The following is a 14,687-nucleotide window of genomic DNA, read 5'->3' as shown; positions in this document are numbered from 1 at the left end:
CCCGGCGTCAATAATTCCACTGCACCTGGGTGCGGATAAGGTGGCCTTCGGCGCGGCCGGTCCGGCGTTCGTCGGCTTCGGCGCGCTTCATCCGGGCATAGGCCATGGTGATCTCCAGCGCCTTCCATGGCTGCCATTCCAGGCCCAGTTCGAACTCGTCCGTCTCCAGACGCGGGGCGTTGGTCGCGGCTTTCCAGCCGCCGCGATAATGTTGCCAGCGGCCATAGGGCATCAGCGTGCCGAAACTGTCCGATGTCGGCAGGCGCATCATCATCTGGACATAGCCGCCATTCAGCTTGCTGGCGCGGATCGACTGGCTGGCCAGATCATATTGCGGCGCGCGGCCCCAATTCCATTCGGCCTGAATGCCGATCGGCTGGGGATACAGCATGGCGTGGATGCCAGCGCGATTATCGTCATAGGAGAGAGCGCTGACGCCGCCGCTGCGGATTTCCGGCTGGATGGTGTTGAGCATCGCCGACCCGCCGATTTCGAACACCTGGCCTGCAAAGGCGTCGCCCAGACCATCCAGTTCGAATGGCCAAGTCGCAAAGGCGACCTTCATCAGGTCTTTATTCTGCTCGGTCTTGTTGATGCCCTGCCCGTTGAACAGGCCCAATCCGAACGCGCCATAATTGCCGAACAATTTTTGCCCGTCATCGGCTAGCCTGTCCCAGATTTTCTGGACTGATGGCGGCGTATAATAGGCCACGACGCCCAGGTCGCGCTCGCCCGGCACGGCGCTGTTGATACCGTCGCTGCGATCGAGCGTCAGGCGGTTGGACGAGGATTGCATATTCTCCCAGCCATAGGGCACCTTCGATTGACCGAACCGCAGCCGGACGCTCTTGGCCTTGTCGAGGAAGATGTCGGCATAGGCGTCGCGCAACTGGCCGAAACTCTCCCGGCGCTCGCCACCACTCTGGTTGCTGACGGCGGTCGCGAAATCCGGCTGCAGATAGAGCGATACGCGATCAGAAATATCGCCTTGCAGGACGAGGCGGACCCGGCGCAGGGTAAAGCCGCCCTTGTCGGAAATGCCGCTGTCATGGACCGACCGCAGGCGGGATGTGCCCGCAGGCGCGCTGTCGTCGCCGGACAGGAAGGCATTGTAGCGCATCTGGGTATAGCCGCGCAGCGACAGGCGATCATACCAGCCTTTCTTCGGCTCTTGAGCAGGTTCGGCATCGACCGGGTCGGGAGTGGGTGCCGAAAGGCTCGCCATCTGCGGCGCAGGGGCGGGTGCAGGGTTGGTCGGAACCGGCGCAGGGGCGGCGGCGGACGCGGTCGCCGGGGCAGGCTGACGGGCGGACAGGGCGGCGGTAAGGGCCTGCACTTGGGCCTTCAGCTCATCGATCTGGCTTTGCAGTTGCTCGACTGTTTGCGCCTGCGCGGCTTGGGGCATCAGCGCCAGCAGGCTGACCGCCAGACCCATGCCGATATGTCTCGATTGTTTCACAGCCTTGTCCCTTGTTCGACAAGGGCGCCAGCTATGGCGGTTCAATGACTCTTTAATGACAGATTTTATCGGTTTTTATGACAGTAGCGACATGGAAATGTCACATATCTGGCGGCACCGTCATAGGTCAGGATGCAAAGAGATCGCCCTGCCGTGGCCGGGTGGCGGGGCGCCTTGCCAGGGGCGGCGCGCTGACCAGCGCGCGGGCGCGTCCGGTCAGGGTATAGACCGCTTGCCGCTGCGCGCCGCGGTTCAAATGATCGACGCGAAACCCTTGATAATGGCGTTTGAGCAATCCGGCCTTCACCAGTTCGGACACCGCGCGGCTGAGGTTCGTCTTACCGGAGGTCCGGACGCGGATACGTACTTCATCCTGCACCAGCGCCTCGTTCGTCGTCGCGTCGCCGGTCAGCCGCTCTTCCTTGCGCAATTCGTCCCTGACACGTTCGACCAGCGCCATCCGCCGGGGGTCGCGATGGCCCATGGGGGTCAGCGCATCGCACAACCAGTCGCGCAACGACACCAGGCTGTCGTCCACCCGCACCAACGGCCCGGCGCTGCCATCGGGTCGCGCCACGTCCGCGATCAAGGTCAGCAGCATGAAGGCATAGCGGGGACGCGAACAGCAATGCGACAATTGGTCGAGCAGCAGCGAGACATCGCTGCCGCCGGCTGCACGGGAGGGAAGGGGGGCGTGAAACATAAGGTGAATCAAGCACAGTGCAGCGCTCCTGTGAATCCCTAATTTCCGCCGAGGCGCACTTTGTCGCGCGTGACACTTTGCCCATCGGTAAAGTGTCACGCGCGAGACTTTGCCAGAGGGCCACCTTTGCCGCCTAGCGTTGGAGGTTCAGGTGACGGGTGAAGAAACGCGCCATGACGTCGAACGCCTCGCGTGATTCAGGCAAGGCCGGATCGTAGAAAAAGGCATGGCCCAGGCCATCCCAGATATGCAGGTCGGCATCGACCCCGGCCTTCACCAGTTCCTTATGCGTGTTGACCGCCGCGCTCATCTCGAACGCGCGCGTTCCCGTGATCACCAGCGTCGGCGGAAACTGCGCCAAGGTCGCGGGGGACTCGATCGGGGAAACGAAGGGATCGGACAGGTCGATATCCTTGAAATAGGCGCGACTATCCTCGCGCTGCGCCAAGGCCTGGAACGGGCGCCCGAACGCACGGCTGTCACCGCCCCACCGTGCATCGGCCGACGCACAGAAGATGCCGATCGCCGCTGGCAGGGGCAGTTTGTCGCGCACCAGCGCCGCGATCGTTTCCGCCGTCAGCAATCCGCCTGCCGAACAGCCGAATATCGCGATATCCTGTGGTTTGTGGGTCTTGAGCAATGCGCGATAGACGGTCAGCACGTCCTGCGTTGCGGCCGGGTAGACATGTTCGGGCGCCTGCCGATAAGTGATGCTGACGATCTCCACCCCGGCAAGACCCGCAAGCGGGATGGATTCGATCATGCCCGTTCCCGGCGCGGCGCCCATGACGAAGCCGCCACCGGGCAGATTGAGCAGGATCTTGGTCCGGTTCGCCTGCGGGACACCGCCTGCCGGTGTCGCGCGAACGGCGGGGACGCCTGCGATCTCCGTCTCTTGCGTGGTCACCTTGTACATCTGTTTCAGCGCATCAATGCGTGGCGCCATGAGCTGCGGCATACGCGCGCGCAACGCACCAGCCTGACCGGCCGCGACGGCGCGCATCATCGGTTCTTCGGGGTCGGACGGTGTCCGCGGCAGCGCCTTCTTCGCCGCCTCGCTCAGATAATCCGACGGCGGCAAGCGGAAGGACGGCACCACGACCGTACCGTCCGGCTCGATCGTGCCGGGTCCGCCCACGGGTGGCGTCTGGGCAAAAGCGGCGCCGATACACAGCGCACAAGCCGAAGTGGCCAAGAAAACCGTTTTAATTCCGTTGGATAGTCTGGACATGCTCATCTCCTATGACTTATGTTATGAAACATAACATACAGACTTGAGTGGGGAGGGCAAGCAGACTATTGAAACCTATGTCCGTGTCGCTGTCCGCTTTATCCGATCTGGTCGATCCGCTCGACACTCTGCTCAGCTATCATCTGCGCCGCACCACCACGGCGGCGACCGCCGCTCTGGCGAATATGCTTCAGCCTCTGGAACTCAATGTCAGTGAAGCGACGCTGCTGCTGTTCCTAGGCGCGAACCAGGGCTGTACCCAAAGCGACATCGGCCGCGCTTTGCGCGCCCAGCCCGCCAATCTGGTGCCGCTGATCAACAAACTGGCGTTGCTCGGCGCGCTGGACAAACAGCCGGGGAAGGGGCGGGCGATCGCCCTGTCGCTGTCGGACGAAGGCCAACAGCTCCATGCAAAAGTGCAGCAGGCTTTCGCGCGCCATGAAGAGGCGATCGGCCGTTCCATACCACCGGAACGCCGGGACGAGATATTGGCGCTACTCCGCCAGGTCTGCCGCGACGCCTGCCACCCCTGATCGATCATTCAGCGTCGGGTTCCACCCACTTGGTGGTCAGTGCGCGGGGTGAGAGATATTTGGTGGTGGTCCAGCCGCCATCCACCACGATCGTCTGCCCATTGATGAACCCCGCGCCCGGCGAACAAAGAAAGGCGATCGTGCTGGCGATATCCTCGACTTCGCCCAATCGGGGGAAGGGCGTCGTTTCGACATTCACCCGCTTGAACATCTCATCGTCGAACCGGTGCCGCACCATGTCGGTCATGGTGACGCCGGGCGCGACGCAATTGGCGCGAATACCGCGTGGACCATAATCGCAGGCGATATGCTGGGTCAGCGCGCCAAGGCCGCCCTTGGCCGCCGAATAAGCGCCGCCCCGCCGCCCGCCGATCATCGCATAGGTCGAACTGACATTCACGATGCCACAGCCATCCCCCATATGGCCAATGACTTCGCGACACAGGCGGAACGGCGCGCGGAGCATCAGCCCCAGAAAATAGTCGAGCGTTTCGTCATCGGTTTCATGCAGCGGCTTGGGGCTGCCTGCACCGGCATTGTTTACCAGGAAGTCGATCCGGCCGAAGCGGTCGAGCGCCAGAGCGACGATGCGGGCAGGCGCATCGTCGGCGGTGATATCGACCGAGAGCGTCGCGATCCGCGTCGGATCGCCGATCACCTGTTCCAGCGTCGCCAGCTTGTCCACGTCGCGCCCGACCCCCACGATCGCCATGCCGGCCTCCGCCAGCATCTTGGCGGTGGCAAGACCAATGCCGCTGCCCGCCCCGGTGATGATCGCAACCTGCATCGTTCATGTCCCTCTATCTGTCTTGAGCCTTTCCTATCGCGCCAGGACCGTCATCGCGAACCGCTGGAGCGATGCCTTGTCGGCCTGTCTTGAACGGGCGGATGCACCGGGTAACCCATCGGCGCGACAACCAGACGAGAAGGATAGGGCCATGGCAGAGCTACGTTTCGACGGGCGCGTCGCCGTCATCACCGGTGCAGGTCGTGGCCTGGGCCGCGCCTATGCGCTGTTGCTGGCCGCCCGCGGCGCGAAGGTGATCGTCAATGATCCGGGTGGCGCGATCCGGGGCGAGGGCGGCGATGCCGGACCCGCAGCCGATGTCGTGGCGGAGATCGAGGCCTTGGGTGGTGAAGCGATCGCCTGCACCGAATCGGTCGCAACGCCCGAAGGCGGCCGCGCCATCATCGACTGCGCGCTCGACCATTATGGCCGCATCGATATGCTGATCCATAATGCGGGGAATGTGCGCTACGGGTCGATGAAGGAATTAAGCCAGGATGATTTCGACGCCGTCCTAGACGTCCATCTGCGCGGCGCTTTTCACGTTGCCCGGCCCGCCTTTCCGATCATGTGCAGCGCGGGCTATGGCCGGATCGTGCTGACGTCTTCGATCGGCGGGCTCTACGGCAATGCACATTGCGTCAATTACGCCATGTCCAAATCCGGCATGATCGGCCTCAACAATATTTTGGCGCTGGAGGGGGAGGCGCAGGGCGTCCGGTCCAATATCATCGTGCCCGGTGCCGTCACCCGCATGGCCGATGGGATCGACGTGTCGGCTTATCCGCCGATGGGGCCTGAACTGGTCGCGCCCGTCGTCGGCTGGCTGGCGCATCAGGATTGCTCGATCACCGGCCAGATGCTGGCCTCGATCGCGGGGCGTATCGCGCGGGTTTTCGTGGCGGAAAGCAAGGGTGTTTATCAACCCGACTGGTCGATCGAGGATGTCGGTAGCCAAATCGACGCCATCATGGACAGCGCCGATCCGCTCGATTTCGGCCTGCACGGCCATGTCGACCATATCCGCTACAGCTTCGAACGGGCCGTAGCGGGGGCCTGAGGATCAGGTCGATACGCTAACCCGCTCCAGGCGGGGCGAGAGCAGGTGGACGGCGGCTAGCGCAACGAAATAGGCACTGCCCGCGACGGCAAAGAGCGGCGTGTAGCTGCCGATGCCGTCGAGGATATAGCCTGCATATTTGGCCATGACCATGCCGCCGATCGCGCCCACGGTCCCACCGATGCCGACCACCGACCCAACGGCACCACGCGGAAACAAGTCCGATGGCAGGGTGTAGAGATTGGCCGAGAAAGCCTGATGCGCGGCCGTGGCGATGCCGATTACCAGCACGGCAAGCCAGAGATTATCGATCGACTGTGCAAAGAAGATCGGCAGCACGGCAAAGGCGCATAGCAACATGGTGAGTTTGCGCGCCGCGTTGACGCTCTTGCCCGCCTTCATCAGCCTTCCAGACATCCAGCCGCCGAAGATGCTGCCACCGTCCGAGAGAAGGTAGATGGCGACCAGCGGCGGCCCGAAGCTGATGAGATCAAGACCATAGCGGGTGCCGAGATAGCCGGGCAGCCAGAAGAGGAAGAACCACCAGATCGGGTCGATGCAGAATTTGCCGATGGCATAGGCCCAAGTCTCCTTGATCGTGATGAGCTTGGCCCAGCCGATGGGTTCGACCGGATCGGCGGGATCCTGGCGGATATAGGCGAGTTCATCCGCCGTTACCTTGGGATGCTGATCCGGCCTGCGGTAGAAGACCAGCCAAGCGATGAGCCAGACGATGCCGAAAATGCCGGTGGCATAAAAGGCGACGCGCCAGCCATAGGCGACGGTCAACCATGGCACGAGCAAAGGCGTGATGATCGCACCGATATTGGCCCCAGCGTTGAACAGGCCGATCGCAAAGGCGCGCTCCTTTTGCGGGAACCATTCGGTCACCGCCTTGATGCCTGCGGGGAAATTGCCCGACTCGCCAATGCCAAGGCCAAAGCGCGCCATGGCGAATTGGGTGACACCATAGACGCCGCCATGCGCCATATGCGCGATGGTCCAGATGGTGACCGCGATGGCGTAGCCAAAGCGCGCGCCTATGACATCGACGATCCGGCCGAAACCGAGATAACCGATCGCATAGGCAGCCTGAAACCAGAAGACGATATTGGCATAGTCGGTTTCCGACCATTGCATCTCTGCTGACAGGGTCGGCTTCAGCACGCCGATCACCTGTCGATCGACATAGTTGATCGCGGTGGCCGCGAACAACAGCGCCACCACCACCCAGCGATAGCGGCCGACCGGCGGACCCTGCACCCCTGCTTCGTTCATCATCCTGGCTCCTGGTCTTTTATATGGTGTCAGAGGTTCAGCGTGGCGGCTGCGCCTCGATCGTGCAATGCAGTGTCCCCAAGGGACCAAAATCGGTTTCCACCGCTTGCCCGGCACGAACCGGATGGACGCCCGTCACCGCGCCGGTTGAAATCCACCAACCCGGTTGAATGGTGATCCCGCGCGCGATCAGATTTTCCAGCAAAAAGCTGACTGATCCGATCGCGCCTCGGTTGAACGCTGCGGCCGTGCCAGACCCAACGTCCACGCCGTCGATCCGGGTCGTCACCCGCTGATCCGCATAGGCCCCGCTGCGCCAATCGGGGATGGCAGGGCCGATCAACAGACCATTATTATTACCGAAGTCCGAGATCGTGACGGCAGGCCCCATCTCGTTGATCCCGGCGAAGGGCGAGCTGGCGATTTCGATACCGATATGCACGGCATCGATATGGTCCGCCGCTTCCTCCAGCGTGAAGCTGATCTGGTCCGGGCGTGGAACAGTGCCGATACGAAACAGATATTCGGCTTCCACCGCGCCGAACCCCCTGGCGAAAACCAGGCCTGTGGATTGGCTGGTGGCAGGAAAGACGGTGGGCGAGAAAATGGGACCGGCGAGGCGATCGCACCCATAGAGGTCGGCAAGCGGAGGCAGGATGCGCCCGACCTTCCAGCCCGCAATAGCATCAGACGTATGCGCAAGAGCGGTATCCTGGATGACATAGGCTTCCTCAAGCGTCGCCGGGGCATCGCCGGGATAATCATCGAAGCCCGTCGCAGCCTTGCGCATTGCCAGGAAATGGGTGGCAATCATTTGGGCCATGCTGCTTGCACTCACGGGTTAATCCTCTTCATCCTATCTGACCTTAACGCTATAGGAAACCGGTGTCATTGACAAGCCGGATCGCGGCGCTGCGTGGTGGCGGGCGTGAAAAACTCCACTATAAGGCTGTATGGCAAAGCAGAATCAGGATGAGGGCCAGACGGCCAAGCTGACGATCAACGACATCGCCAGCATGGCGGGCGTGTCGAAAAAGACGGTCAGCCGCGTCATTAATCGCTCGCCGTTACTCAACCGGGAAACGCGTGACAAGGTCGAGGCGATCATCCGCGAAACCGGTTATGTGCCCAATCCGCAAGCGCGTGCATTGGCGCTGGGGCGCAATTTCCTGATCGGGCTGGTCTATGACAATCCCAATGCGCAGATGATCCTGTCGATGCAGCGCGGCGTATTAGAGGCATTGCATGGGACGGAGTTCGAACTGGTGATTCGTCCGGTCGATCGCGGATCGAACCAGGTGATGGACGATATTCGTGGCTTCGTGTCGCGCCAGCGCCTGTTCGGTGTCGTCATTCTACCGCCCATGTCGGAAAATGACGCTCTTGCGCGGATGCTGGACGAGGAAGGCTGCCGCTATGTGCGCATGGGATCGGCCGTGCTGGACGACCCGGAGCATATGGTGGCGTCGAACGACCGGGAAGCGGTGGCAGAGGCGGTGCGTTATCTCATCGCGCAAGGGCATCGGCGGATCGGCCTGATCGCCGGGGCCCACGGGTTTCGGTCGGCCAAGGAGCGGCGGGACGGCTTTGAACTGGCGCTAGCCGAAGCGGGGATCAGCCTACCGCGCAGTTTGATCGCGGACGGGCAATATACGTTCGAATCGGGACAATCGGCATCGGAAAGTCTCTTCGATCTGTCGCCAAGACCCACCGCTATCTTTGCCAGCAATGATGAAATGGCGGCGGGCGTTCTTTATGCGGCGCGCCAGCGGGGCATCGCCGTGCCGGAGGAATTGTCGATCATCGGCTTCGACGATACGCCCCTGACCACGCGGGTATGGCCGCCGCTGAGCACGGTGCGCTGGCCGATCGTAGCGATGGGGCGCGCGGCGGCGCTCAAGCTGATCGGAACGGCGATCGGCGAAGGATCGGAGGTGAATGAGCCGTCGATGTTCAGTTCGACCCTGATCCGTCGTGCATCGGTTGCGCCACCCGCTTCATCCTGATAGACGGTTGCTCATGACACCGGTGTCTGACGACGCCGCAAGCAGTGCAAGGAAGAGGACCAATCATGTTCGACAAGACCTATTACGCGACGCACCCCGACATGATGGAATGCGTGTCGAACGAGGAATTGCGCGATCGCTATTTGATCGGCGGGTTGTTCCGCGATGGCGAGTGCGTGCTGAACTATACCCATGCCGACCGTTTCGTGATTGGCGGGGTTGCGGTAGCGGAGGCGCCGGTCGCGTTGCCAGCGCAGACCGAGCCTGCTTCGGCGGCAGGGCATCCTTTCCTCGAACGGCGCGAAATGGCGGTGGTTAACGTTTCGAACGTCGAAGGCACCGTCACCGTCGATGGCGAGCGCTTCACGCTGGGCAACAAGGATTGCCTCTATGTCACCATGGGCGCGAAGGATGTGCAGTTTGCCGGTGCAGGCGCGCGCTTCTATCTCGCGTCCTGCCCGGCGCATAAGGGGTTCACCACCCGCAAGCTCGGCATCGCCGATGCCAATGCGCTCGAACGCGGCTCCCTCGAAGAATCCAACGAACGGACGATCTTTCAGCTCGTCATCCCCGGCATCTGCGACAGCGCACAATTGGTCATGGGGCTGACTGTGCTCAAGCCGGGTTCGGTGTGGAACACCATGCCCCCGCATATCCATGAGCGGCGCAGCGAGATTTATTTCTACTTCGAGCTGGATGGGCCGTCGGATCGCGTCTTCCACTATATGGGCGAAGGCGATGCGATGCGGCATATCGTCATAGCCAATGAGGAAGCGGTGATCTCGCCACCCTGGTCGGTGCATATGGGGTCGGGCACCAAGGCCTATGCCTTCATCTGGGCGATGGCGGGTGAAAACCAGGATTATACCGACATGAATGTGCTGGATATCTGCCAGCTCGCCTGAACCAAAGTGGGAGCGCCGTTCGTGTCGAGCGAAGTCGAGACACGCTCGCACAGCGCCTCGACAGGTTTCTCGACTTCGCTCGAAATGAACGGAATTATTGTGACCAACCCCTTTAATCTGAGCGGCCAAGTCGCCATCGTCACCGGCGCGAATACCGGCATTGGCCAGGCCATCGCCCTGTCGCTGGCTGCGGCCGGTGCGGACATTGCCGCGGTCGGCCGCACCCCGGCGCAGGAAACCGTCGACAAGGTCCGCGCGCTTGGGCGTAAGGCGGAGATCATCTCCGCCGATCTCTCGACCATAGAGCCGGTCCAGCGCGTGGTGGACGAGACGCTGGAAAAGCTCGGCGGGCTGCACATCCTCGTCAACAATGCCGGGATCATCCGCCGTGCCGACAGCGTCGACTTTACCGAGGCGGATTGGGACGCCGTGATCGACACCAATCTCAAGGTGCTGTTCTTCCTGTGTCAGGCGGCGGGTCGCCATATGATCGGCCAAGGCGCAGGCAAGATCATCAACATCGCCTCGCTCTTGTCCTTCCAGGGCGGCATCCGCGTACCAAGCTACACCGCGTCCAAGAGCGGCGTCGCTGGCCTGACCAAGCTGCTGGCGAACGAATGGGCGGCCAAGGGTGTCAACGTCAACGCCATCGCGCCAGGCTATATCGCCACCAACAACACCGCCGCGCTGCAGGCCGACGAGACCCGTAATCGCCAGATTCAGGAACGCATCCCGGTCGGCCGCTGGGGCGATCCGTCCGACATTGGCGGGGCGGCCGTGTTCCTCGCGTCGAGCGCGGCGGGCTATATTCACGGGCATACCCTCGCCGTTGATGGCGGATGGCTCGCGCGCTGATCGCCTGACCCGCGCGAAGCAACGCCCTTCGACAGGCTCAGGGCGAACGGACGATCGAACAGAGGAGGGATAACCCTCCCAACCCACATCATGGAGGATGGATGCCCGATATCGACAGGCGTGCTTTCGTGGGCTCAGCCCTGATCCTGGGTACGAGTCCGGCCGTGGCCGCGCAACGCGACCCGGTTGTTTCGACGCGACAAGGGCACATCCGGGGTTTGCGCGAAGGCGGGCTGCAGGTGTTTCGCGGCATTCGCTATGGTCAAGATACGCGGTCGCGGCGCTTTCGCGCGCCAGTCGCGCCACAGGCTTGGTCCGGTGTCATCGACGCTGTGCGGTTTGGGCCATCCTGTCCACAGCGGGCCAAGCAGGAGGCGACCAGCGAAGATTGCCTGTTCCTCAATATCTGGACGCCGGGGCTGGAGCGACAAGCGAAGCGTCCGGTGATGCTGTATATCCATGGCGGCGCCTATGCCAATGGCAGCGTCGTCGATACGCTGAATGACGGGCGGCATCTGGCAGCGGCTGGCGATGTGGTCGTGGTCACGGTCAATCATCGGCTCAATGCGTTGGGCTATCTCTATCTTGCCCGGTTGGATTCGAGGTTTGCCGATAGTGGCAATGTGGGGCAGTTGGACCTGATGCTGGCGCTACGCTGGATAAGGGACAATATCGCGGCATTTGGTGGCAATCCCGCCAATGTGACTGTGTTCGGCCAGTCCGGCGGCGGGGCTAAGATCGCGACGATGATGGCAATGTCAGCCGCCAAAGGCCTGTTCCACCGGGCGATCACGATGAGCGGGCAGCAGGTGACGGCGAGCGGCCCGATCAATGCGTCGCGACGGACGATGGCTTATTTGGATCATTTGGGGGTAAAGCCGGATGCGCTCGAACCCTTGCTGATCATGCCGGTCGAGCGGCTGATCGAAGGGTTGGCGGCTACTGATCCGATATTGGGCGGCGGCGTCTATATGGGGCCAGTGCTGGATATGCGCTGGCTGAAGCGGCATCCCTTCTGGCCCGACGCCGCGCCGCAGGGCAATGCGATCCCGATGATGCTCGGCAATACATTGGACGAGACGCGGGCCTTTATCGATCCTGATGGGCCTTTGGTCGAGGGGCTGGATTGGAGCAATCTGGCGGACCGGATGGCTGGCGAATTGCGGATCGATCTGTTGCCCGAATGGATCGTGGATCAGTATCGCGCACGCTTTCCTGATTGGTCGGCCGAACGGATCTTCTATGCCGCGACCACGGCGGGCCGTAGCTGGCCGGGGCAAGTCATCGAAGCGGAGGCGCGGGCGCGGGCGGATGCGCCGACCTGGGTCTATCAGGTGGATTTCCAATCGCCGACGCAGCCCCGGCGGGGGGCGCCGCACACGATGGATATTGCGCTGGCCTTTGGGACGCTGGAGGCGCCGGGATCTCTTACCGGCACGGGTGCGGGCGCGCGGGCCGCTAGTGAAGCGATGATGGCGCGCTTCGTGGCATTCGCGCGGACGGGACGGGCCGATTGGCTGCAATATCGGCTCGACCGGCGCGCGACGATGATATTCGATCGGGTGAGCCGCGTGGAGGATGATCCGCGCGGTTGGGAGCGCGAATTATTTGCGCGCGCACCCTATATCCAGCCGGGAATGTGAGCCTCGATACATATGCTCAGCATATTTCGTTGGCAGGCCTATCTCGCTTTACCGTCGGCATGGGGCTTGACCGGATAGCTGATGATCAGGGCCAAAGGCTCTTCTCCCGTCTGCCGAATGCCGACGACCGCGCCGTCGTAGAGATAGGCGGCCATGCCGGGTGTCAGGGTGTGGGTCTTGCCGTCCGACGTCACTTCGCCGGTACCGTACAGGACATAATAGACTTCATCATGGGCTATCGGGTGAAGGCCGATGGCTGCCCCGACATGGAGGATGCGCTTGCGGAACTCCATGGTGCGAGGCTGGGGGACGATGTCGCTGATCCGATAGGCCGTGCTGGCCCCAATCGCGCCATGGGGCGGAGGTTCTTCGACACGCACGCTTTGTTCATCGACAACGACCATGGGCGGCGCTGCAGCAAGGAGCAGGGGGAGAAGAGGGGTCATCGGCGACTGGCCGATGCGTCGCCCTGGCGCATCATTTTGTCGCGATCCGAGAGATGTTCCGCGACGTCCTCGGTCTGGCCAGGATACCGCCCCGACTTCGGTTCCATCGTGTCGAGATTCCAGTCGGCTTCTACAAATGGCGCGCGGGTTTGCGCCATTTTGGGGTAGCCGCCGACTTCGCGTTCATCGTCGATGATGGTCCCGCGACCTTCCGCGACGAAGAAGAGGACACGCAAATCGTCGGCATCGCGATCCCAAGGACGGGCACCGGCCTGATCCAGCACATGGGTTTCGACGTCGCGCACGGGCAGAACCTGGGTGCCGGGCCACCAGATCGGCGGGGTTGCGACTTCGTTCAGCTTGGCGCGGGTTTCGCCGTAGCGGCCGAACATGGGAAGAGCGACGCCGAAGCGATCGACGGCGAGGTTATCCTTGCCATGATAGTCCAGGTCGCCATCGCCGCCCAATGTCAGAAAGGGCAGGCGTGGAGCGGTTGATACGCCCCCGCGCAGGACATTGCCGACCGCGGCGATCTTGCCCGTCTGATAGGGGTGATCGCCCCATTCGAGCGCCATGAGGTTGTAATGAACCGCCCGCTCACCCGGATTATAGAGAATATTGTTCACCATCGCGACCTGGCCACCGCCCTTCACTAGCGGGTTGCGCTCGACATTATGGGCATAAAGGTTCCGATAGATCAGTATCTGGCTGGCATTGTCGTGAATCAGCGTCCCTTTGCTATGTTCGCCCTTGGGGTGGCTGGCGTCGGCAAGGCCTTCGGCCGCGATATTATAGGAAAATGTGATCGCGTGGCTGGTTCCCTTGCGCCAGTCTTCGGGCGTGTTGCCGGTAAAGCGAGGGCCGGAAGCGGACATATTTTCGTCGATCGCCCAGGTGAAGCTGCAATGGTCGATCACGACATGATGCGCCGCAACGGTGGAAAGAGAGTCGGCTTCCCAACCGCTTAATTTGGGTTGCCCATCCACACCGGTCCGGATGCGAATGTGGCGGACGACGACATCATGGGTCGCGATGTCGATACCTGTCTTGATGAGGGTGATGCCCGGCGAAGGGGCGGTTTGACCGGCGATGGTGACGAAGGGCTCGGTGATCTTGAGCGTTTGGCGGCCCATGTCGATGATGCCGCCCACTTCGAACACGATGATTCGCGGGCCTTTGGCTTCCAATGCCGCCTTGAAACTGCCAGGGCCGTCAGCGGCCAAGGTGGTGACGCGCAAGATGCGGCCGCCACGTCCCCCCGGCGTTGTCGCAGCCCATCCTACCGCGCCCGGAAAGGCGGTGGCGGACTGGCTTGCGGGGGCGGTTTGTGGGCCGGGTTGGGCGCTGGCGGACTGGCTTGCCATGAGTTGGGCCAGGGCCAGGGCCAACAACATCCATTGGGGGCGGGGCCGGTTGAGTGTCGGCATGGTTATCAGTCTCCTCTCATCTCTGGTGTGCCACCGCCGGGCGGCATGATCAACCGTCGTTTGACACCGGTGTCTGAAAAAAGATGGCTTGTTGAGCGGTAGGGGCGATGGATGCCCCTGGCCGGTGGTGCCTAGCAACCAGACGCGCCGAATTTGGCAAGTATTGGACGCATAGACCTTTCGCGTAGACCGAAGCTTAATGAGGAGCGGGGGATAAAAGGCATTGGTGACGACATAAATTGCCACAGGATATTGACAGGCGGAAACACGACGCGCATTTATGACACCGGTTTCCAATGACGCCAACGGATCAGCAAAAGCTGGCGGCGCATGGGTGGGAGAGGATAGCGGCCC

General features: G+C 62.2%; 14 protein-coding genes. 6 read left to right on the top strand and 8 right to left on the bottom strand.

The genetic code is table 11. From position 1 onward, the window contains the following. Positions 1-7: 7 nt before the first annotated feature. From OVY48_RS04110 to OVY48_RS04100, 3 genes are all read right to left on the bottom strand, one after another. Positions 8-1,435, bottom strand: coding sequence for a porin (locus OVY48_RS04110; RefSeq protein WP_313922057.1), 1,428 nt, complete (start codon positions 1,433-1,435; stop codon positions 8-10). 151 nt (positions 1,436-1,586) lie between these two features. Beyond that, positions 1,587-2,162: a hypothetical protein gene (locus OVY48_RS04105; RefSeq protein WP_096062357.1), complete on the bottom strand. Its 576-nt coding sequence runs from the start codon at positions 2,160-2,162 to the stop codon at positions 1,587-1,589. A 133-nt stretch (positions 2,163-2,295) separates the two neighbouring features. Continuing rightward, positions 2,296-3,357 (bottom strand): alpha/beta hydrolase fold domain-containing protein, encoded by a 1,062-nt coding sequence (locus OVY48_RS04100; protein WP_037476490.1) that lies wholly within the window; start codon positions 3,355-3,357, stop codon positions 2,296-2,298. 113 nt (positions 3,358-3,470) lie between these two features. Here OVY48_RS04100 and OVY48_RS04095 point away from each other — a divergent pair, with 113 nt between their 5' ends. Further along, the gene (locus OVY48_RS04095; RefSeq protein WP_156106213.1) at positions 3,471-3,926 is read left to right on the top strand and encodes a MarR family winged helix-turn-helix transcriptional regulator; all 456 of its coding nucleotides are present in this window, start codon (positions 3,471-3,473) and stop codon (positions 3,924-3,926) included. 4 nt (positions 3,927-3,930) lie between these two features. On the opposite strand, the gene OVY48_RS04090 is transcribed toward OVY48_RS04095, so the two are convergent. Then, entirely contained in the window at positions 3,931-4,713 is a 783-nt protein-coding gene (locus tag OVY48_RS04090; RefSeq protein WP_037476492.1) for an SDR family NAD(P)-dependent oxidoreductase, read from the bottom strand. Positions 4,714-4,864: 151 nt separating this feature from the next. On the opposite strand from OVY48_RS04090, the gene OVY48_RS04085 reads away from it, so the two are divergent. After that, positions 4,865-5,773: an SDR family NAD(P)-dependent oxidoreductase gene (locus OVY48_RS04085; protein ID WP_037476493.1), complete on the top strand. Its 909-nt coding sequence runs from the start codon at positions 4,865-4,867 to the stop codon at positions 5,771-5,773. Between the two features lie 3 nt (positions 5,774-5,776). On the opposite strand, the gene OVY48_RS04080 is transcribed toward OVY48_RS04085, so the two are convergent. Both OVY48_RS04080 and OVY48_RS04075 read right to left on the bottom strand, forming a co-directional pair. Then, the gene (locus tag OVY48_RS04080; protein WP_313922056.1) at positions 5,777-7,051 is read right to left on the bottom strand and encodes an MFS transporter; all 1,275 of its coding nucleotides are present in this window, start codon (positions 7,049-7,051) and stop codon (positions 5,777-5,779) included. Positions 7,052-7,088: 37 nt separating this feature from the next. Continuing rightward, a complete protein-coding gene (locus tag OVY48_RS04075) occupies positions 7,089-7,889 on the bottom strand; it encodes a fumarylacetoacetate hydrolase family protein (protein WP_037472823.1) in 801 nt (266 codons plus the stop codon). Positions 7,890-8,004: 115 nt separating this feature from the next. On the opposite strand from OVY48_RS04075, the gene OVY48_RS04070 reads away from it, so the two are divergent. The 4 genes from OVY48_RS04070 to OVY48_RS04055 all read left to right on the top strand — a co-directional run bounded on the left by OVY48_RS04070 (position 8,005) and on the right by OVY48_RS04055 (position 12,460). Beyond that, positions 8,005-9,057, top strand: coding sequence for a LacI family DNA-binding transcriptional regulator (locus OVY48_RS04070; RefSeq protein ID WP_313921887.1), 1,053 nt, complete (start codon positions 8,005-8,007; stop codon positions 9,055-9,057). A 65-nt stretch (positions 9,058-9,122) separates the two neighbouring features. Continuing rightward, positions 9,123-9,962 (top strand): 5-dehydro-4-deoxy-D-glucuronate isomerase, encoded by an 840-nt coding sequence (kduI, locus tag OVY48_RS04065; protein WP_037472820.1) that lies wholly within the window; start codon positions 9,123-9,125, stop codon positions 9,960-9,962. A 99-nt stretch (positions 9,963-10,061) separates the two neighbouring features. Beyond that, complete coding sequence (gene kduD, locus OVY48_RS04060; RefSeq protein WP_313921886.1) at positions 10,062-10,817, top strand: 2-dehydro-3-deoxy-D-gluconate 5-dehydrogenase KduD; 756 nt, start codon at positions 10,062-10,064, stop codon at positions 10,815-10,817. Between the two features lie 101 nt (positions 10,818-10,918). Next, positions 10,919-12,460, top strand: a complete 1,542-nt coding sequence (locus OVY48_RS04055) for a carboxylesterase/lipase family protein (protein ID WP_037476822.1) — start codon at positions 10,919-10,921, stop codon at positions 12,458-12,460. Positions 12,461-12,498: 38 nt separating this feature from the next. Here the strand turns inward: OVY48_RS04055 and OVY48_RS04050 are convergent, their stop codons facing one another. Both OVY48_RS04050 and OVY48_RS04045 read right to left on the bottom strand, forming a co-directional pair. After that, positions 12,499-12,906, bottom strand: coding sequence for a cupin domain-containing protein (locus OVY48_RS04050; RefSeq protein WP_037476821.1), 408 nt, complete (start codon positions 12,904-12,906; stop codon positions 12,499-12,501). Beyond that, positions 12,903-14,333, bottom strand: a complete 1,431-nt coding sequence (locus OVY48_RS04045) for a polysaccharide lyase family 1 protein (protein ID WP_237236138.1) — start codon at positions 14,331-14,333, stop codon at positions 12,903-12,905. The genes OVY48_RS04050 and OVY48_RS04045 overlap by 4 nt, the downstream gene beginning before the upstream one ends. Positions 14,334-14,687: the final 354 nt, after the last annotated feature.

It is taken from the genome of Sphingobium sp. SA2 (assembly GCF_032227065.1).
Classification (GTDB): domain Bacteria; phylum Pseudomonadota; class Alphaproteobacteria; order Sphingomonadales; family Sphingomonadaceae; genus Sphingobium.
Note: the sequence above shows the minus strand (reverse complement) of the source record. Positions and strands in the feature narration are given on the sequence as shown.